Origin of the sequence: Lysinibacillus sp. FSL W8-0992, from assembly GCF_038008685.1 — a bacterium.
GTDB lineage: Bacteria > Bacillota > Bacilli > Bacillales_A > Planococcaceae > Lysinibacillus.
The window spans coordinates 1,861,156-1,880,554 of the sequence record NZ_JBBOZQ010000001.1 but is presented as its reverse complement, the minus strand read 5'-3'; the positions used below and the strand labels follow the sequence as shown (position 1 = coordinate 1,880,554).

10 protein-coding genes, 20 tRNA genes and 3 rRNA genes are annotated in these 19,399 nt (G+C 42.5%); 5 read left to right on the top strand and 28 right to left on the bottom strand.

The window, feature by feature from the left end:
• Positions 1–365: 365 nt before the first annotated feature.
• Positions 366–1,457 carry a cysteine desulfurase family protein gene (locus tag NSQ74_RS09305; RefSeq protein ID WP_340826437.1) on the bottom strand — a complete coding sequence of 364 codons (1,092 nt, stop codon included), beginning with the start codon at positions 1,455–1,457 and terminating at the stop codon, positions 366–368.
• A gap of 99 nt (positions 1,458–1,556) precedes the next feature.
• Here NSQ74_RS09305 and nadB point away from each other — a divergent pair, with 99 nt between their 5' ends.
• Genes nadB through nadA form a run of 3 tightly spaced genes read left to right on the top strand, consistent with a single transcriptional unit; the run spans position 1,557 to position 5,050 of the window.
• Positions 1,557–3,143: an L-aspartate oxidase gene (gene nadB / locus NSQ74_RS09300; RefSeq protein ID WP_340822887.1), complete on the top strand. Its 1,587-nt coding sequence runs from the start codon at positions 1,557–1,559 to the stop codon at positions 3,141–3,143.
• Positions 3,100–3,960 carry a carboxylating nicotinate-nucleotide diphosphorylase gene (gene nadC, locus NSQ74_RS09295; RefSeq protein WP_340822886.1) on the top strand — a complete coding sequence of 287 codons (861 nt, stop codon included), beginning with the start codon at positions 3,100–3,102 and terminating at the stop codon, positions 3,958–3,960. The genes nadB and nadC overlap by 44 nt, the downstream gene beginning before the upstream one ends.
• On the top strand, positions 3,947–5,050 hold the full coding sequence (gene nadA, locus NSQ74_RS09290; protein WP_340822885.1) for a quinolinate synthase NadA: 1,104 nt from the start codon (positions 3,947–3,949) through the stop codon (positions 5,048–5,050). Before nadC ends, nadA begins: the two co-directional genes overlap by 14 nt.
• A 103-nt stretch (positions 5,051–5,153) precedes the next feature.
• Here the strand turns inward: nadA and NSQ74_RS09285 are convergent.
• The 24 genes from NSQ74_RS09285 to NSQ74_RS09170 form a co-directional block, all read right to left on the bottom strand.
• Positions 5,154–5,225, bottom strand: a tRNA-Glu gene (locus tag NSQ74_RS09285).
• A 2-nt stretch (positions 5,226–5,227) separates the two neighbouring features.
• A tRNA-Ser gene (locus tag NSQ74_RS09280) sits at positions 5,228–5,318 on the bottom strand.
• Positions 5,319–5,331: 13 nt separating this feature from the next.
• Positions 5,332–5,408: transfer RNA gene (locus tag NSQ74_RS09275), tRNA-Asn, on the bottom strand.
• Positions 5,409–5,412: 4 nt separating this feature from the next.
• Positions 5,413–5,489 (bottom strand) — tRNA-Ile (locus tag NSQ74_RS09270).
• A gap of 3 nt (positions 5,490–5,492) precedes the next feature.
• Positions 5,493–5,566 (bottom strand) — tRNA-Gly (locus NSQ74_RS09265).
• 5 nt (positions 5,567–5,571) lie between these two features.
• A tRNA-Phe gene (locus NSQ74_RS09260) sits at positions 5,572–5,647 on the bottom strand.
• 36 nt (positions 5,648–5,683) lie between these two features.
• Positions 5,684–5,759, bottom strand: a tRNA-Asp gene (locus tag NSQ74_RS09255).
• Between the two features lie 3 nt (positions 5,760–5,762).
• Positions 5,763–5,837, bottom strand: a tRNA-Met gene (locus tag NSQ74_RS09250).
• 54 nt (positions 5,838–5,891) lie between these two features.
• Positions 5,892–5,984: transfer RNA gene (locus NSQ74_RS09245), tRNA-Ser, on the bottom strand.
• A 15-nt stretch (positions 5,985–5,999) separates the two neighbouring features.
• Positions 6,000–6,076 (bottom strand) — tRNA-Ile (locus NSQ74_RS09240).
• A gap of 7 nt (positions 6,077–6,083) precedes the next feature.
• Positions 6,084–6,157 (bottom strand) — tRNA-Met (locus NSQ74_RS09235).
• 26 nt (positions 6,158–6,183) lie between these two features.
• Positions 6,184–6,259: transfer RNA gene (locus tag NSQ74_RS09230), tRNA-Ala, on the bottom strand.
• 22 nt (positions 6,260–6,281) lie between these two features.
• A tRNA-Pro gene (locus NSQ74_RS09225) sits at positions 6,282–6,358 on the bottom strand.
• A 9-nt stretch (positions 6,359–6,367) separates the two neighbouring features.
• Positions 6,368–6,444 (bottom strand) — tRNA-Arg (locus NSQ74_RS09220).
• A gap of 15 nt (positions 6,445–6,459) precedes the next feature.
• Positions 6,460–6,548 (bottom strand) — tRNA-Leu (locus NSQ74_RS09215).
• A gap of 5 nt (positions 6,549–6,553) precedes the next feature.
• Positions 6,554–6,628 (bottom strand) — tRNA-Gly (locus NSQ74_RS09210).
• A gap of 46 nt (positions 6,629–6,674) precedes the next feature.
• A tRNA-Leu gene (locus tag NSQ74_RS09205) sits at positions 6,675–6,759 on the bottom strand.
• 22 nt (positions 6,760–6,781) lie between these two features.
• Positions 6,782–6,857, bottom strand: a tRNA-Lys gene (locus NSQ74_RS09200).
• A gap of 7 nt (positions 6,858–6,864) precedes the next feature.
• Positions 6,865–6,940, bottom strand: a tRNA-Thr gene (locus NSQ74_RS09195).
• A gap of 3 nt (positions 6,941–6,943) precedes the next feature.
• A tRNA-Val gene (locus NSQ74_RS09190) sits at positions 6,944–7,019 on the bottom strand.
• Positions 7,020–7,029: 10 nt separating this feature from the next.
• Positions 7,030–7,145, bottom strand: a 5S ribosomal RNA gene (gene rrf, locus NSQ74_RS09185).
• Positions 7,146–7,249: 104 nt separating this feature from the next.
• Positions 7,250–10,177: ribosomal RNA gene (locus NSQ74_RS09180) — 23S ribosomal RNA — on the bottom strand.
• A 374-nt stretch (positions 10,178–10,551) separates the two neighbouring features.
• Positions 10,552–12,103: ribosomal RNA gene (locus NSQ74_RS09175) — 16S ribosomal RNA — on the bottom strand.
• Together the 16S, 23S and 5S rRNA genes with 20 tRNA genes alongside form the textbook arrangement of a ribosomal RNA operon.
• A gap of 271 nt (positions 12,104–12,374) precedes the next feature.
• Positions 12,375–13,274, bottom strand: a complete 900-nt coding sequence (locus tag NSQ74_RS09170; protein ID WP_340822884.1) for a DMT family transporter — start codon at positions 13,272–13,274, stop codon at positions 12,375–12,377.
• Positions 13,275–13,407: 133 nt separating this feature from the next.
• Between NSQ74_RS09170 and NSQ74_RS09165 the strand changes: the two genes are divergently transcribed.
• On the top strand, positions 13,408–14,130 hold the full coding sequence (locus tag NSQ74_RS09165; protein ID WP_340822882.1) for an MgtC/SapB family protein: 723 nt from the start codon (positions 13,408–13,410) through the stop codon (positions 14,128–14,130).
• A gap of 15 nt (positions 14,131–14,145) precedes the next feature.
• Positions 14,146–15,138 carry a cation diffusion facilitator family transporter gene (locus NSQ74_RS09160; RefSeq protein ID WP_340822881.1) on the top strand — a complete coding sequence of 331 codons (993 nt, stop codon included), beginning with the start codon at positions 14,146–14,148 and terminating at the stop codon, positions 15,136–15,138.
• A 55-nt stretch (positions 15,139–15,193) separates the two neighbouring features.
• Here NSQ74_RS09160 and NSQ74_RS09155 read toward each other — a convergent pair whose 3' ends face one another.
• The 3 genes from NSQ74_RS09155 to NSQ74_RS09145 all read right to left on the bottom strand — a co-directional run bounded on the left by NSQ74_RS09155 (position 15,194) and on the right by NSQ74_RS09145 (position 19,378).
• A complete protein-coding gene (locus NSQ74_RS09155; protein WP_340822879.1) occupies positions 15,194–16,357 on the bottom strand; it encodes an iron-containing alcohol dehydrogenase in 1,164 nt (387 codons plus the stop codon).
• A gap of 499 nt (positions 16,358–16,856) precedes the next feature.
• On the bottom strand, positions 16,857–18,101 hold the full coding sequence (locus NSQ74_RS09150) for a Glu/Leu/Phe/Val family dehydrogenase (RefSeq protein WP_069509732.1): 1,245 nt from the start codon (positions 18,099–18,101) through the stop codon (positions 16,857–16,859).
• A gap of 83 nt (positions 18,102–18,184) precedes the next feature.
• Positions 18,185–19,378 (bottom strand): ornithine--oxo-acid transaminase, encoded by a 1,194-nt coding sequence (locus NSQ74_RS09145; RefSeq protein ID WP_340822876.1) that lies wholly within the window; start codon positions 19,376–19,378, stop codon positions 18,185–18,187.
• Positions 19,379–19,399 lie beyond the last annotated feature (21 nt).

Sequence of the window (19,399 nt, the reverse complement as noted above, 5' to 3'; positions counted from 1 at the left end):
AGTTTAGTTTTAGCAAATAGAATAAAGAATATATATAAACTACCAAACACAACTACTGTCCTTTTGATAATCTAGCGGTAAACAATTCAAGAGCACATCACGAATTTGCCTGATTGCAGTTTCCCCAATAATCTCGTAGTTAAAACTACTTCGTAACAATTAAAAATGCAGGTGTTAGCTTTCTGTAGGCATTAAGTAAAGTTCACATCAAATACTGAAATTTATTAACATATCCTGAATTCAATCTCCTATCTTTCGTTCCGTTTAACTTACTTTAAGAAAAGCTTTGATTTTCGCTGAAAGTGGCGACTCTAAGTGAAAATCTAAAGCTTTTTATTTAAATATTTCCCTACCATTATTTTCGTTTAGTATTTCGCAAAAACATTCGTCAGTGCAGAAAGTAATTGATCAATTTCTTCGAATGTTGTTGTTGGTCCAAAGGATATTCTAAAAAATTGACGTGCCTCCTCCATCGTATAGCCCATTGATAAAATTGCCTTCGTACCAGATTCACTGTGTATATCACAGGCACTACCAGTTGAAATACAAATACCTGCCTCGTTTAATTTTAACAATACATATTGCCCTTCCACTTTTTCCATTATCAAACCGCATATATTAGGCAGTTGCTCTACACTGTCAATCAATTGACAAGCTGAAGGTAAATTTTTTCGTAAATATTGACGTAGCAAATCATAATGTTGACGCTCATATTGATAATTTTCAATGGCTGCCGCAAACGCAACAATGGCAGGTGTATCTAGTGTTCCACCACGTAAACCTCGTTCATGCGTTACACCAGGCGTTAATGCTGGAACTCGAATTTTTGGATTTATAAATATAGCCCCACACCCTTTAGGTCCTCCTATTTTATGGGCTGAAATCGTCATCGCATCTACGTATGCACTAAATGAATTTGTTGCTAGTTTACAATAGGATTGAACACAATCTACATGGAAAAATATATTTTCGTTATTTGCTATTATTGCAATTTCCTCTACAGGTTGGATGGAACCTATTTCGGAATTTACATGTTGAATCGTTATTAATGCTGTATCTTCCCTTATCGCCTCACGAACTTGTTCTACATCAATACATCCATTAAGCTGTAAAGGTAATTTCGTGATGGTAAACCCCATTTTTTCAAGTGTATTTAATGCTGCATGAACGGATGTATGTTCGGCTTGTGATGAAATAATATGCTTTCCTTTTTTTGAAGCTAAAGCAAGTGACAAAATTGATATTAAATTTCCCTCTGTTCCGCTCCCAGTAAAAATAATCCCATCACTTTCTACACCGAGAGTCCCTGCTACTATAGCCCTTGCCTGCTCAACAAAATAATTTGCTTGTCCTCCTAAATCGTGTAAGCTCGCACTATTTCCATAATACCGTTTTGCAACGTCACAATAAGCCTGAAGCGCATTACTCGCCATTGGAGATGTTGCTGCATAATCCATATAAATCATCTTATTCTCCCTTTCTAGTCATCAAGTCTTGTTTTCCTTTTTATTTTATGTAAAGATATGTGTCAAGACAACTGTAAAGAAGGTATAGCTATGGATGTAAAGACAGACATACTCATTATTGGTAGCGGCATTGCGTCTCTTCAAGCAGCACGACTACTCGGACAATATTTTCAAGTACAGATTGTTACAAAATCCTCTGTTAAAACAAGTAGCTCTTATCGTGCACAAGGAGGAATAGCTGCTGTTACTAGTCCAGAAGATCATATAAAGTTTCATATCACTGATACACTGTCTGCTGGTGAATACCATCATGAAAACAAATTTGTTGATGTACTTATACAGGATGGAATGACGATTATCCAACAACTGCTATTAGATGGATTACCAATTGATCGACTAGATAATGGCGAACCTGCCCTTGGCTTAGAAGGAGCACATAGCCATCATCGCATTTTACATGCTGGTGGTGATAGGACTGGTCAAATACTGATTGATTACTTGCTTCAGCATCTATCTCCAAATGTTCACGTTAATAGCAACGAGATGGCATTCGAGTTGTTAATGAATACGGATGGTGCTTGTATTGGCGTGCTGACAAAAAGCGATAAAGGAATAAAACGTTATTTTGCTCATCACGTCATCCTTGCTTCAGGTGGTGCGGGTGCTCTCTACTCAAGTACTTCTAACTATTCAACGAATACTGGAGACGGTATTGCATTAGCGTATCGTGCGGGTGCTGCCATCAGTGATATGGAATTTATGCAATTTCATCCAAGTCTATTATGGTGTAATGGTGAAGCTAAAGGATTGGTTTCTGAAGCTGTTCGGGGGGCTGGAGGAATTTTTGTTAATGCAGAGCGTCAACCGATTATGGCAGGTGTGCATCCATTGCTCGATTTAGCACCACGTCATGTTACTGCACACACGTTATATATTAAACGTACATTCGGGCAAGAAACGTTTATTGATATTTCAAGCATTCAGGGATTTGATAATAAATTCCCTACTATTACAAAACTTTGCATGGATAACGGTATTGATTTACAAAACGGTCTAATTCCTGTAGCTCCAGGCAGCCATTTTTTAATGGGTGGTGTGATTGCTGATGATACGGGAAGAACCTCGATTTCTAATCTTTATGCAGTTGGTGAGGTTGCTTGTACAGGGGTTCATGGTGCAAACCGTTTAGCTAGCAATTCATTACTTGAAGGCATAACATTCGGTCAAAAAATGGCTCAATTTATTATAAAAACTGGTTGTAAGCAAACTAATTTCACGCTTGCTGTTGCTCATTGCCATCAATCGATGCCTGCTTTATTAACAAAGAAAAACTTACAACAAATAATGATGCACACATTGGGCATCGTCCGAAACCCTTTGGATATGCAGCTTTTGATAGAACAACTACCTTCATTACAAATTCTACGTCAAGTTAATGTAATGGGCCTAAATCAACAGCAACTAGAACTTTACATGATGCATATTGTTGCATCATTGATGGTACATGCTGCCATCACACGAACAGAAACTCGTGGTGCCCACATTCGGAATGATAAGCCTAACAGTGAAGCAAAGTGGGCACAACGCTGGATTATTTTCCAACAAGGACAAATGAAAGTGAGGAATTCATTGTATGAATATCATCAAACTCGAGGAAATGCTCAAGCAATTTTTTAATGAAGATATAGGAGATGGGGATTTATCAAGCGAGCTGATCTTTTCATTTGAGCAAATAGGTTCTTTTTCGTTTTATGCGAAAGACAGCGGCATTTTTTGTGGAACACCTATTATCGAACATGGATTTCGTTTACTCGATCCCTCCATGCATATAACTATGCATAAAAATGATGGTGATACCGTGAATTTCGGAGATGTTCTTGCTGTTATTAAAGGACCTCTACAAAAATTATTATTAGGTGAGCGAGTAATTTTAAATCTTATTCAACGCATGTCTGCTATCGCCACTGCAGCCAATTTAGCAGTTCGTGAAACAGTAGGAACCTCTGCGAAAATTTGCGATACACGCAAAACAATTCCTGGATTACGTATGCTCGATAAATATGCTGTACGAGTAGGTGGTGCCTATAATCACAGAAGTGGCTTATACGATGCTATTATGCTCAAGGATAATCATATAGCTTTTGCAGGAAGTATTACTGAAGCCGTACAAACTGCTCGCAAAAAAATTGGGCACACAGTAAAAATCGAAGTGGAGATTGAAACGAAAGCACAATTAGAAGAAGCTATATTAGCTGGGGCGGACATTATTATGTTCGATAATCGTACACCAGACGAAATACGTGCTTGGCTTCAAATTGTTCCAGCACATATCGCTACTGAAGCTTCTGGTGGCATTACATTAGAAAACCTCAATGCTTATGCAAAGTCGGGTATTCAATGGATTTCTTTAGGTGCATTAACTCACTCTGTAAAAGCTTTTGATATTAGCGCACTTGTACAAATGAAAGGAGAGCATACACTTGTCCATCACTAGTTTACTACAACAAACTTCACTTCTTCCTGAGCATTATCGAACATTGTCAACAGAAGAAATGGAATCTCGTATTCGAGTTATTAAAAAGAAATTAGGTAAGAAACTCTTTATACCTGGACATCACTATCAAAAAGATGAAGTAATACAATTTGCTGATGCTACGGGAGATTCCTTACAGCTTGCTCAAATATCAGCTACTAATAAAGAAGCTGAGCATATTGTTTTTTGTGGAGTGCATTTTATGGCAGAAACAGCCGATATGCTAACTACTGAGAAGCAACATGTCTACTTACCTGATATGCGTGCAGGGTGTTCGATGGCAGACATGGCAGATATTTATCAAACAGAACAAGCATGGCCTATTTTACAGCAACTTTTCGGCAATACAATTTTGCCATTAACATATGTTAATTCTACTGCTGCAATTAAAGCATTTACTGGACGTCACGGTGGCGCCTGTGTAACCTCCTCCAATGCAAAAGAAATGGTAAAATGGGCATTTTCACAAAAACAACGTATTTTATTTTTACCAGATCAGCATTTAGGAAGAAATACAGCGTTCGATTTAGGTGTGCCTCTCGAAAATATGGCCGTATGGAATCCACATACGAATGCGCTTGAAACAGATCAATCGCCAGAAAATATTCAAGTAATATTGTGGAAAGGACACTGTTCAGTCCATGAAGGCTTTACAGTGCAACATATAGCAATGGTTCGTCAATCACATCCAAATATGCGTATTATCGTTCATCCTGAATGTAGCCGTGAAGTTGTCGCAGCTGCAGATGATGCAGGCTCTACAAAATATATCCTTGATACTATTAATAATGCTTCAAGCGGATCAGCGTGGGCAATTGGAACAGAAATGAATCTAGTAAACCGCATTATTCAACAACATCCTGATAAACATATTATTTCTTTAAACGAAAACTTTTGTCCTTGTCTTACAATGAATCGCATTGACCTTCCACATTTACTATGGTCACTTGAAAGCATTGATCAGGGCCAGCCACATAACCGTATTCAAGTGGATACGTCAACGGCAAAAGAAGCTCGTAGCTCTCTTGAAAGAATGCTGTCACGTGCGTAAGCAAAAAAATCGTCTACCTATTTAGTGGTAGACGATTTTTCGTATTTCTTCTGTTAAAAAAAGCACAGTCGATGTAAACAATTACATCGACTGTGCTTTAGTATGACCCCTACGGGATTCGAACCCGTGTTACCGCCGTGAAAGGGCGGTGTCTTAACCGCTTGACCAAGGGGCCAATGGCGGAGAAGGAGGGATTTGAACCCTCGCGCCGGTTACCCGACCTACACCCTTAGCAGGGGCGCCTCTTCAGCCTCTTGAGTACTTCCCCACAAATAAAAAAATGGCTCCGAAGGCAGGACTCGAACCTGCGACAACCTGATTAACAGTCAGGTGCTACTACCAACTGAGCTACTTCGGAATAATGGTGGGCCTAAATGGACTCGAACCATCGACCTCACGCTTATCAGGCGTGCGCTCTAACCAGCTGAGCTATAGGCCCATTTGGAGCGGGTGATGAGAATCGAACTCACGACATCAGCTTGGAAGGCTGAGGTTTTACCATTAAACTACACCCGCGTATATGGTGGGTCAGGACGGAATCGAACCGCCGACACTTAGAGCTTCAATCTAATGCTCTACCAACTGAGCTACTGACCCATATACTTCTTACTAAGCTATCAACTTATTTAAAAATGGCGGTCCCGACCGGGATCGAACCGGCGATCTCCTGCGTGACAGGCAGGCATGTTAACCGCTACACCACGGGACCATTTGGTTGCGGGGGCCGGATTTGAACCAACGACCTTCGGGTTATGAGCCCGACGAGCTACCACTGCTCCACCCCGCGAAAATAATATTCATTTATATCGAGTTGTTAGCACACCATTTACAAAATAAAAACTGGAGGAGGTAGAGGGATTCGAACCCCCGCGCGGTGTTACCCGCCTGTCGGTTTTCAAGACCGATCCCTTCAGCCGAACTTGGGTATACCTCCGTAACATTATATAAATGGTGGACCTTGCAGGACTCGAACCTGCGACCGGACGGTTATGAGCCGTCTGCTCTAACCAACTGAGCTAAAGGTCCTTTAAGATGGCGGCGGAGGGAGTCGAACCCACGACCTTTCGGGTATGAACCGAATGCTCTAGCCAGCTGAGCTACACCGCCAGGATCTTTATACTGGTTATAAATTATGGTGGAGCCTAGCGGGATCGAACCGCTGACCTCCTGCGTGCAAGGCAGGCGCTCTCCCAGCTGAGCTAAGGCCCCATAAATTCATGTTACTAGGAAATGGTCGGGAAGACAGGATTCGAACCTGCGACCCCTTGGTCCCAAACCAAGTGCTCTACCAAGCTGAGCTACTTCCCGTTCATTTATTGGCGCGCCCGGCAGGAGTCGAACCCACAACCTTCTGATCCGTAGTCAGACGCTCTATCCAATTGAGCTACGGGCGCTTAATATTTTAAAAATGGTGCCGAGGGCCGGAATCGAACCGGCACGGTAGTCACCTACCGCAGGATTTTAAGTCCTGTGCGTCTGCCAGTTCCGCCACCCCGGCACATTTGGAGCGGAAGACGAGGTTCGAACTCGCGACCCCCACCTTGGCAAGGTGGTGTTCTACCACTGAACTACTTCCGCATGTGCATAAGATTATTTATCCTGGCAATTATGAAATTAAAATAAATGGTGCGGGTGAAGGGAGTCGAACCCCCACGCCTCGCGGCGCTAGATCCTAAGTCTAGTGCGTCTGCCAATTCCGCCACACCCGCATATTATTGTTGGCAATTTAAATGGTGAGCCATGAAGGACTCGAACCTTCGACCCTCTGATTAAAAGTCAGATGCTCTACCAACTGAGCTAATGGCTCAAAAAAATGGTGCCGGCTATAGGAATCGAACCCACGACCTACTGATTACAAGTCAGTTGCTCTACCTGCTGAGCTAAACCGGCATATGGTGGAGGATGACGGGCTCGAACCGCCGACCCTCTGCTTGTAAGGCAGATGCTCTCCCAGCTGAGCTAATCCTCCTGGGTATTATGCCTAGCGACGTCCTACTCTCACAGGGGGAAGCCCCCAACTACCATCGGCGCTAAAGAGCTTAACTTCCGTGTTCGGTATGGGAACGGGTGTGACCTCTTTGCCATCATCACTAGACTTATGTACAGCTTGCAATATACAACGTAAATTGAAGCTTCCTTTTATGAAAGATTTGTTCTTTCAAAACTGGATAAACGTTTCATTGAATGTTTCAAACTTTTTTGGTTAAGTCCTCGATCGATTAGTATTCGTCAGCTCCATGTGTCACCACACTTCCACCTCGAACCTATCTACCTCATCGTCTTTGAGGGATCTTACTTACTTGCGTAATGGGAAATCTCATCTTGAGGGGGGCTTCATGCTTAGATGCTTTCAGCACTTATCCCGTCCACACATAGCTACCCAGCGATGCCTTTGGCAAGACAACTGGTACACCAGCGGTGTGTCCATCCCGGTCCTCTCGTACTAAGGACAGCTCCTCTCAAATTTCCTACGCCCACGACGGATAGGGACCGAACTGTCTCACGACGTTCTGAACCCAGCTCGCGTACCGCTTTAATGGGCGAACAGCCCAACCCTTGGGACCGACTACAGCCCCAGGATGCGATGAGCCGACATCGAGGTGCCAAACCTCCCCGTCGATGTGGACTCTTGGGGGAGATAAGCCTGTTATCCCCGGGGTAGCTTTTATCCGTTGAGCGATGGCCCTTCCATGCGGAACCACCGGATCACTAAGCCCGTCTTTCGACCCTGCTCGACTTGTAGGTCTCGCAGTCAAGCTCCCTTGTGCCTTTACACTCTACGAATGATTTCCAACCATTCTGAGGGAACCTTTGGGCGCCTCCGTTACCTTTTAGGAGGCGACCGCCCCAGTCAAACTGTCCGCCTGACACTGTCTCCTGCCCCGCTAAGGGGCATGGGTTAGAATTTCAATACAACCAGGGTAGTATCCCACCGACGCCTCCTTCGAAGCTGGCGCTCCGAGATCTCTGGCTCCTACCTATCCTGTACAAGTTGTACCAAAATTCAATATCAGGCTACAGTAAAGCTCCACGGGGTCTTTCCGTCCTGTCGCGGGTAACCTGCATCTTCACAGGTACTATAATTTCACCGAGTCTCTCGTTGAGACAGTGCCCAGATCGTTACGCCTTTCGTGCGGGTCGGAACTTACCCGACAAGGAATTTCGCTACCTTAGGACCGTTATAGTTACGGCCGCCGTTTACTGGGGCTTCAATTCGCAGCTTCGCTTGCGCTAACCACTCCTCTTAACCTTCCAGCACCGGGCAGGCGTCAGCCCCTATACGTCACCTTACGGTTTTGCAGAGACCTGTGTTTTTGCTAAACAGTCGCCTGGGCCTATTCACTGCGGCTCTCGTGCGCTTGCACGCTCAAGAGCACCCCTTCTCCCGAAGTTACGGGGTCATTTTGCCGAGTTCCTTAACGAGAGTTCTCTCGCACACCTTAGGATTCTCTCCTCGACTACCTGTGTCGGTTTGCGGTACGGGCACCTCTCACCTCGATAGAGGCTTTTCTTGGCAGTGTGAAATCAGGAACTTCGTCCATACGGACTCGCCATCACAGCTCAACGTTACAGTGTGCGGATTTGCCTACACACACGCCTTACTGCTTGGACGCGCACAACCAACGGCGCGCTTACCCTATCCTACTGCGTCCCCCCATTTCTCAAACGGTGAGGAGGTGGTACAGGAATATCAACCTGTTGTCCATCGCCTACGCCTATCGGCCTCGGCTTAGGTCCCGACTAACCCTGAGCGGACGAGCCTTCCTCAGGAAACCTTAGTCATACGGTGGACGGGATTCTCACCCGTCTTTCGCTACTCATACCGGCATTCTCACTTCTAAGCGCTCCACCAGTCCTTCCGGTCTGACTTCAACGCACTTAGAACGCTCTCCTACCACTGACATCGTAGATGTCAATCCACAGCTTCGGTGAATCGTTTAGCCCCGATACATTTTCGGCGCAGCGTCACTCGACCAGTGAGCTATTACGCACTCTTTAAATGATGGCTGCTTCTAAGCCAACATCCTGGTTGTCTGTGCAACGCCACATCCTTTTCCACTTAACGATTACTTTGGGACCTTAGCTGGTGGTCTGGGCTGTTTCCCTTTTGACTACGGATCTTATCACTCGCAGTCTGACTCCCGTGTATAAATATCTGGCATTCGGAGTTTGTCTGAATTCGGTAAACCGGGATGGCCCCCTAGTCCAAACAGTGCTCTACCTCCAGTATTCTCATCACGAGGCTAGCCCTAAAGCTATTTCGGAGAGAACCAGCTATCTCCAAGTTCGATTGGAATTTCTCCGCTACCCACACCTCATCCCCGCACTTTTCAACGTGCGTGGGTTCGGGCCTCCAGTAAGTGTTACCTCACCTTCACCCTGGACATGGGTAGATCACCTGGTTTCGGGTCTACGACCACGTACTAATTCGCCCTATTCAGACTCGCTTTCGCTGCGGCTCCGCCTTATAAAGCTTAACCTCGCACGTAATCGTAACTCGCCGGTTCATTCTACAAAAGGCACGCTATCACCCATTAACGGGCTCTAACTACTTGTAGGCACACGGTTTCAGGATCTCTTTCACTCCCCTTCCGGGGTGCTTTTCACCTTTCCCTCACGGTACTGGTTCACTATCGGTCACTAGGTAGTATTTAGCCTTGGGAGATGGTCCTCCCGGATTCCGACGGAATTTCACGTGTTCCGCCGTACTCAGGATCCACTCTGGAGGGAATGAACTTTCGACTACAGGGCTTTTACCTGCTCTGGCGGACCTTTCCAAGTCGCTTCATCTAACTCATTCCTTTGTAACTCCGTATAGAGTGTCCTACAACCCCAAGAGGCAAGCCTCTTGGTTTGGGCTCTTCCCGTTTCGCTCGCCGCTACTCAGGGAATCGATTTTTCTTTCTCTTCCTCCAGGTACTTAGATGTTTCAGTTCCCTGGGTCTGCCTTCAAGACGCTATGTATTCACGTCAAGATACTACGCGATTAAACGTAGTGGGTTCCCCCATTCGGAAATCTCCGGATCAAAGCTCACTTACAGCTCCCCGAAGCATATCGGTGTTAGTGCCGTCCTTCTTCGGCTCCTAGTGCCAAGGCATTCGCCGTGCGCCCTTAATAACTTAACCTTCAACGGCTTCCAATCCACTGCGCATTTCGTTGTCAGCTTCTTTCGTTCAGTCAGTCACGTACGTAAGTACGCTCCTTCTTTCACTCAATTGCTTCCTAGAACTGCTTGTGTCTTGAAACCCTATTATTAGTTATTAAGCCTAAAAAACTTAATTTAAAAATAAATGTGTTTGTTACAATTTCAATGTCGTTTTATCCAGTTTTCAAAGAACAAAGCTACTACCTGTTTCTACTTCTTCGCAGCTTTGCGACGAAAGCGTAGCGACAGGAGCAAGTATATATTGAAGTATTTCATCGTAATGATGAACCTTCAAAACTGAACGCAAAACGTAATCTTACAAACCCAAGGTTTGTATTCCGAAAATATCCTTAGAAAGGAGGTGATCCAGCCGCACCTTCCGATACGGCTACCTTGTTACGACTTCACCCCAATCATCTATCCCACCTTCGGCGGCTGGCTCCAAAAGGTTACCTCACCGACTTCGGGTGTTACAAACTCTCGTGGTGTGACGGGCGGTGTGTACAAGGCCCGGGAACGTATTCACCGCGGCATGCTGATCCGCGATTACTAGCGATTCCGGCTTCATGTAGGCGAGTTGCAGCCTACAATCCGAACTGAGAACGACTTTATCGGATTAGCTCCCTCTCGCGAGTTGGCAACCGTTTGTATCGTCCATTGTAGCACGTGTGTAGCCCAGGTCATAAGGGGCATGATGATTTGACGTCATCCCCACCTTCCTCCGGTTTGTCACCGGCAGTCACCTTAGAGTGCCCAACTAAATGATGGCAACTAAGATCAAGGGTTGCGCTCGTTGCGGGACTTAACCCAACATCTCACGACACGAGCTGACGACAACCATGCACCACCTGTCACCGTTGTCCCCGAAGGGAAAACTGTATCTCTACAGTGGTCAATGGGATGTCAAGACCTGGTAAGGTTCTTCGCGTTGCTTCGAATTAAACCACATGCTCCACCGCTTGTGCGGGCCCCCGTCAATTCCTTTGAGTTTCAGTCTTGCGACCGTACTCCCCAGGCGGAGTGCTTAATGCGTTAGCTGCAGCACTAAGGGGCGGAAACCCCCTAACACTTAGCACTCATCGTTTACGGCGTGGACTACCAGGGTATCTAATCCTGTTTGCTCCCCACGCTTTCGCGCCTCAGTGTCAGTTACAGACCAGATAGTCGCCTTCGCCACTGGTGTTCCTCCAAATCTCTACGCATTTCACCGCTACACTTGGAATTCCACTATCCTCTTCTGCACTCAAGTCTCCCAGTTTCCAATGACCCTCCACGGTTGAGCCGTGGGCTTTCACATCAGACTTAAGAAACCACCTGCGCGCGCTTTACGCCCAATAATTCCGGACAACGCTTGCCACCTACGTATTACCGCGGCTGCTGGCACGTAGTTAGCCGTGGCTTTCTAATAAGGTACCGTCAAGGTACAGCCAGTTACTACTGTACTTGTTCTTCCCTTACAACAGAGTTTTACGAACCGAAATCCTTCTTCACTCACGCGGCGTTGCTCCATCAGGCTTTCGCCCATTGTGGAAGATTCCCTACTGCTGCCTCCCGTAGGAGTCTGGGCCGTGTCTCAGTCCCAGTGTGGCCGATCACCCTCTCAGGTCGGCTACGCATCGTCGCCTTGGTGAGCCGTTACCTCACCAACTAGCTAATGCGCCGCGGGCCCATCCTATAGCGACAGCCGAAACCGTCTTTTAGAATTGTCTCATGAGAGACAACAAGTTATTCGGTATTAGCCCCGGTTTCCCGGAGTTATCCCAAACTATAGGGTAGGTTGCCCACGTGTTACTCACCCGTCCGCCGCTAACGTCAAAGGAGCAAGCTCCTTATCTGTTCGCTCGACTTGCATGTATTAGGCACGCCGCCAGCGTTCGTCCTGAGCCAGGATCAAACTCTCCATAAAAGAAATTTGATTAGCTCAAATTGTTTTGCTGGCATCAATTTTGATGTCCGAAATTTTGTTTCGTTCACTAACGAAGTTAGCTAATAAAAACTATATTGATTACGTTTTGCTTGTTCAGTTTTCAAGGTTCATTTTGTTATCGCTTGTTTTCAGCGACTTTATTAGTCTAACTTGTTTTCAACAAGAAGTCAACAACTTTTTTTAATTGTTATTTTCAAGCCGTCCTTCTTGTTAAGGACAAGTAATAATATATAATATTGCAATATAAAAATCAAGCTTTTTTCATAAAAAACTTTAAAATCTTTTTTTCGTCCACTACAAATAATAGAATCCCTACTATTACAACTAATCCACCGATGATTTGTGTTGCAATTAAATACTCTTTAAAAATAACAAGAGCTAAAACAGCCGCTCCAATTGGTTCGAATAGAATAGCAATTGATATAACATTCGTACTAACATATTTAATGGACCAATTAAATAAAGTATGGCCTAATAAATTTGGGACAATGGCTAATAAAATAAACCATATCCAATCCGTTGAAGAATAAGGACCGAATGATTCTCCTTTAATTAGTACATAGAAAAACAACGTAATCGTGCTCACTACGTAAACTATCATTGTATATGTCACAAGTGACAGTCGTTTTCTTACATCCTGGCCAAATAAAAGATAGGTTGTAATAAGTGCACAAGCAATTAGTGCAAGCATATCTCCATAGAAAGCAGATCCACTAAGCTTAAAATCTCCCCAGCTAATTAATACACTTCCAACTATGGCAATTGCCCCTGCCAAAATGGTTTTTAAAGTAATAGCCTCTTTAAAGAAAAAGTATGTACCAACAAACGCAAAAAGTGGTTGAAGAGTCACTAGGACAGTTGAACTTGCAACAGATGTGTAATTTAGTGATTCAAACCACAAAATAAAGTGAAATGCTAAAAATACCCCCGCAATTGAAGAGAAAAGCCAATCCCTATTAGATAGCTGCTTTAATTCTTTTGTATATTTCATGAAAAATAACGGTGCCATGATTATGACAGAAAACAACATACGATAAAAAGCAATAACACCCGACTCCGCATTAGCTAATTTTACAAAAATAGCTGATAAAGATACTGAAATAACGCCAATAAAAATTGGGATATACGGATGAATCTTTGGTTCATTCATTGAAATCGACCTCCAGAAAAAAAAGCTTATACATCATAACTTCCATGATGTACAATACAAAAAAGTAATGTACATATAATAATGACAGCTTGCATATCTCTTAGCAATACGAAATATTAATGGAGGGGTGCGTTTGGAAACATTATTGGAGAATATGATTACATATGAAGTTGGCATAAAATTAGTGATTGCAGCCACATTAAGTTTAGTAATCGGAATTGAAAGGGAATTAAAAAAGAAACCTGTTGGATTAAAGACCAGTTTAGTTATCGCTACATTCAGCTGCTTACTTACAATTATCTCGATTGAGACCGCATACTCAACACCTCCAAGAGCAGAAATTAACATAACTATGGATCCTCTACGGCTGGCAGCCCAAGTAGTAAGCGGCATCGGATTTCTTGGAGCAGGAGTTATTTTAAGACGCGGTAATGATAGCATTTCGGGTTTAACTACTGCCGCTATGATTTGGGGAGCTGCTGGTATCGGGATTGCTGTAGGTGCAGGCTTCTATATGGATGCTACAATGGCTGTTATTATTATTGTTTTCGGTATCGAAGTATTGTCTCCATTTCTTATGAAAATTGGACCAAAGAGAATTCGCATGCGAGAAGTATCGCTAAAAATTCAAATTGATGATGATGGTAATACAGAATCGTTCCTTCTATTTTTAAAAGACAACAATATTGTGATTGAAAACATTCGTATAAAAGACATTCCTTTAGGCAATAATCAAGTGTTACACGAATTAGATTTCCGTTTATCTTTAATTGTCTCTGATAACTTATTGTCGTTTTATCGTTCATTACGTACCTTACCTTATATTGAAAAAATTGAAATGGAAATTTTAAACTAGCTGGAGGATTCTCTAATGACAGAAATATTGAAACTACTTAAGGAAGGTAATAAGCCTTCATTAATGGCTGCATTTGTAAATGCATTTTTAGGGATTATAAAAGGCATTGCCTTCTTCTTCACAGGTAATGTCGCAATGTTTGCCGAAATGATGCATTCACTAGGAGACGCTGCAAACCAACTATTTGTATATGTTGGTTCAGCGCTATCCAAAAAAGCCCCTACAAAAAAATTCCCCGGAGGCTTTGGTCGAATTGTTAATCTAGTTTGCCTGTTTGCCGTTATTATTGTAGCTATCCTTTCTTACGAGACAATAAAAGAAGGCTGGCATCATTTTATGCATCCTTCAGGTGAATCAAAAGGAATGTTAATAGCACTTGGCGTGTTATTGGTTGGGGTTATATTAGAAGGAACAGTTCTGGCAAAAGCGGCAGTGGAAGTACTTCACGAAGCAGGGCAAGAAATTGCTGGTATGATGTCTATTCCAAAAGCATTCGGATTTTTGAATCGTGCAAAACCTGCGACAAAATTAGTCTTTATGGAAGATTTAGTAGCAACAGGTGGTAATGTTTTAGCCTTTGTCGCTATCTTAATTGCACATTTTACAGGTTGGACGAGAATCGAAGGACTTGTATCAATCATTATTGGCTGTATGATGTTTTATGTAGTTGGAAAGGTATTCTTAGATAATGCACGTGGCGTTATTGGTGAAACAGATGAAGAAATGCTCAATCATATTGCTCATCTTGTGATGGATGATCCTAACATTAAAGATATTGTACGCTTAGAGGTTGTAAAAGAAGGCGAATTTTTACACGTTGAATTAGTTGCTGAAGCTGATGCTAATTTATCACTTGCATTTCTAGATGATGTCCGTGATCATTTAACAGAAGTTATTTTAAGTCAAAAAGGTGTCTCCAAAGTAGCCATATTATTTGATGAAGATGACGGAAAAGCAAACTGGGTACATGTCGGCGAGCGACCATCAACCGCCTATAACAAACAATAAATAATAGAAGAAAAGCCAATTGCCTACGCAGGCAATTGGCTTTTCTATCGTATACCTATAACGCGTTTTGTAAAATTATACGAACATCATCTTCGTGTAGCTTATTAAAGTTACCAAAAGGTCCATTTTGCATTGCATGTTCAATGATTTGGTCAAATTTCGAATCATCAATATCATAATCAGCTAGACGGCTCGGTGCATCCAAGGAAGTCCAAAATGCTGATAAACGATCAATTCCTTCATAGGCAATTTCTTCTGCTGTTTTTCCTGTCGCATCAACACCGAAAACGCGAGTTGCTAAACCGGCAAAACGTTCTGGATTTACTGGCACATTTAGTCGCATCCAATGAGGCTGTAATATTGCTAAGCCACCAGCATGTGGAATATCGTAAATTGCTGATACAGCATGTTCGATATTATGTGATGCCCAATCTCCGCGAGAGCCGATTGATAGGAAACCATTTAAACCAATCGTCCCTGCTAGCAATATTGTTTCACGCAATGAAATATCCTCTAAATCTTTTAGTAATTTAGGTGCTGTCGTCATAACAGTTCGTAAAACACCTTCACACATTTCATCTGTAACCGGCGTATTCGTCGTGTTGTGGAAATATTGCTCGAAAACATGAGACATCATATCGACCATACCGTAAACTGTATGGTTTTTCGGTACTGACACTGTGTAAGCTGGATTTAAAATAGAAAATTTAGGGAACGTAGCAGGACTTCCCCAACCTAACTTTTCTTCAGTTGCCGCATTTGTAATAACAGAGCCTGAATTCATTTCAGAGCCTGTAGCAGCTAATGTTAAAACAGTTCCAAGTGGTAAGGCATCTTGAACTAATACTTTTCGTTTAACAATATCCCATGCGTCGCCATCATATTTAGCACCGGCAACAATTAATTTAGAACAGTCAATGACCGAGCCACCACCAACAGCAAGCACAAGATCAATGCCTTCTTTTTTACAAATATCAATGCCAATTCGCGCTGTTTCTACACGAGGATTAGGCTCTACGCCACTCAATTCAAATACCGTTTTATCCGCTTGTTGTAGCTTTTCAATAACAGCATTGTACACGCCGTTACTCTTTATACTTCCCCCACCATAAACTACTAGTACTTTGCTACCATATTGCTCTAACTCTTTCGGTAATTTTTCCAGTGCATCTTCACCAAAGTGTAATTTCACTGGGTTATAAAATGTAAATGAATCCATTGAATTCGCCCCTTTCTAGTTGGATTTTCTCATATCTACAATGAAGAAAGCAAAGATTTAAAACCTAAAAATGCAAAACATTGGAGAATACAAAAGTGTCAACTAATAGCATCAGGCATTTTACCTTGCTGCCTATTATTTAGTTGTTTGGTGAAGAGGACGAAGGGTGGGTGCCTGGCACTGGAGGGCGAGTGCCTGGCACTCAAACAATTCACCAGGCTAATCATGCATTTTATGACTATCCAAGTAAACATCCACGTAGACTCCTGCGGGAACAGTACAAGGTGTAAGACGCAATAAACCGCGCAACTGCGAGGATTGTGGCTTACATTTTGCCCGAGGAAAGCGTAGAGATTTTTTACGTTTTAGGAGACGACTACTACTACTTAGTGCCAGGCACTCAAACAATTAAGGTTGCCGCCCGGAGCATAAATCAACTGCAATCAATAAAAAAAGACATCCCTAATTAGGAATGTCTTCTTATTTAAGTATCTATTGATTAAACCCAGCCACGGAAGCGAGATGCTTCTGCAGTACGGCGTACACCAACCATATATGCTGCTAAGCGCATATTGATATTACGTGTAGTCGCTGTTGTATATACATTATCAAATGCTTCAACCATTTTTTTGTAAAGGCGTTCTTCTACTTCTTCTTCTGTCCAATAATAACCTTGGTTATTTTGTACCCATTCAAAGTAAGAAACTGTAACACCACCAGCAGATGCTAATACGTCTGGTACAAGTAAAATGCCACGCTCTGTTAAAATTTTAGTCGCTTCTGCTGTTGTTGGACCATTTGCTGCTTCAACAACAATGTTTGCTTTAATATTATGCGCATTGTCTGCAGTAATTTGGTTTTCAATTGCAGCTGGAACTAAAATATCACAATCAAGCTCTAAAAGATCTTTATTCGAAATTGTGTTTTCAAATAATGTTGTTACTGTTCCGAAGCTATCACGACGATCTAATAAGTAGTCGATATCTAAACCTTCTGGATCATGAAGTGCACCATATGCATCAGAAATACCAATTACTTTAGCACCTAAATCATTCATGAATTTAGCTAAGAAACTACCTGCGTTACCAAAACCTTGGATTACAACGCGAGCGCCTTTAATGTCGATACCACGTTTTTTCGCAGCTTCTTCGATAACAATTGTTACACCTTGAGCAGTTGCACGGTCGCGACCTTGAGAACCGCCAAGAACAAGTGGCTTACCTGTGATGAAACCTGGAGAGTTGAATTCGTCCATACGACTATATTCATCCATCATCCATGCCATAATTTGTGCATTCGTAAATACGTCTGGAGCAGGAATATCTTTTGTTGGTCCAACAATTTGACTAACCGCACGAACATAACCACGGCTTAGACGTTCGATTTCACCCATAGACATTTGACGTGGGTCACAGATGACACCGCCCTTACCTCCGCCGTATGGTAGATCTACAATTCCACATTTCAATGTCATCCACATTGAAAGCGCTTTAACTTCCTCTTCGGAAACAGCTGGATGGAAACGTACTCCACCTTTAGTTGGTCCTACTGCATCATTATGTTGTGCACGGTAACCAGTAAATACTTTTGTAGTTCCATCATCCATTTTAACTGGAATGCGGACTTGCAGCATACGAAGCGGCTCTTTTAGTAGTTCATACATTGCTTCGTCATAGCCTAGTTTATTAAGAGCTTCTTGAATAACATCTTGAGTTGATGTGAACAGATTTAAGTTTTCAGACATTTTAAATCGCCTCTTTGTTTTTTTTAATGATTGTATATCGGCATCATTGTAACACACTTCTGAATTAAAATGTGAACATTTTGTTAAAGTTTAAATACTTTTTCAATTTGAGCAATAGACCAATCTAAATCTTCTTGAGAAATAACTAATGGTGGTGCAAAACGAATTACAGTATCATGTGTTTCTTTACATAATAAACCTAATTCTTTTAGTTTTTCACAATATGGACGTGCAGCTTCTGTTAGTTCCATACCGATGAATAAACCACGGCCACGAACGTCTTTAATCACTGGGTTGTTAATTTCACGTAATTTACCTTTGAAATATTCACCAAGTTGTTGTGAGCGCTCTGCTAATTTTTCATCTAATAATACTTTAATAGATGCGATAGAAACAGCACATGCTAAAGGATTTCCTCCGAAAGTTGAACCGTGAGAACCTGGATTGAAGACACCTAAAATTTCACGATTAGCAGCAACACAAGAAATCGGGAATACACCGCCACCTAATGCTTTACCTAAGATGTACATATCAGGCTCTACTTCTTCCCAATCACATGCAAACATTTTACCTGTACGAGCTAAACCAGCTTGAATTTCATCCGCAATGAATAAAACATTATTTTCACGGCATAATTCACGTGCAGCTTTTAAGAAGCCTTCTGGTGGAATAACAATACCAGCTTCACCTTGGATTGGCTCAATTAAAAATGCTGCTGTATTTGGAGTAATTGCAGCTTTTAATGCTTCTAAATTACCGTAATCAACAAGTTTAATATTTGGTAACATTGGTCCGAAACCGCGACGGTATTCTTCATCAGATGATAAAGATACAGCTAGCATCGTACGTCCATGGAAGTTTCCGTTACAAGCGATAAGCTCTGCTTTACCTTCTTCTACACCTTTTACATCATAAGCCCAACGACGAGCAGCTTTAAATGCAGTTTCTACTGCTTCTGCGCCTGTATTCATAGGTAAAACCATTTGTTTATTTGTTAATTTTCCTACTAGCTCATACCATTCACCTAAGTTTTCACTGTAAAATGCACGAGAAGTTAAAGTTACTTTATCAGCTTGTTCTTTTAATGCAGCAATAATTTTCGGATGGCGATGCCCCTGATTCACTGCAGAATATGCTGATAACATATCTAAGTATTTGTTTCCTTCTGGATCTTTAACCCAAACACCTTCAGCCTCTGCAATAACGATTGGCAGTGGATGATAGTTTGCAGCACCGTAATTTTGTGTTTGTTCAATAACTTGTTGTGATTTTGACATATAGCATTCTCTCCCTACTAA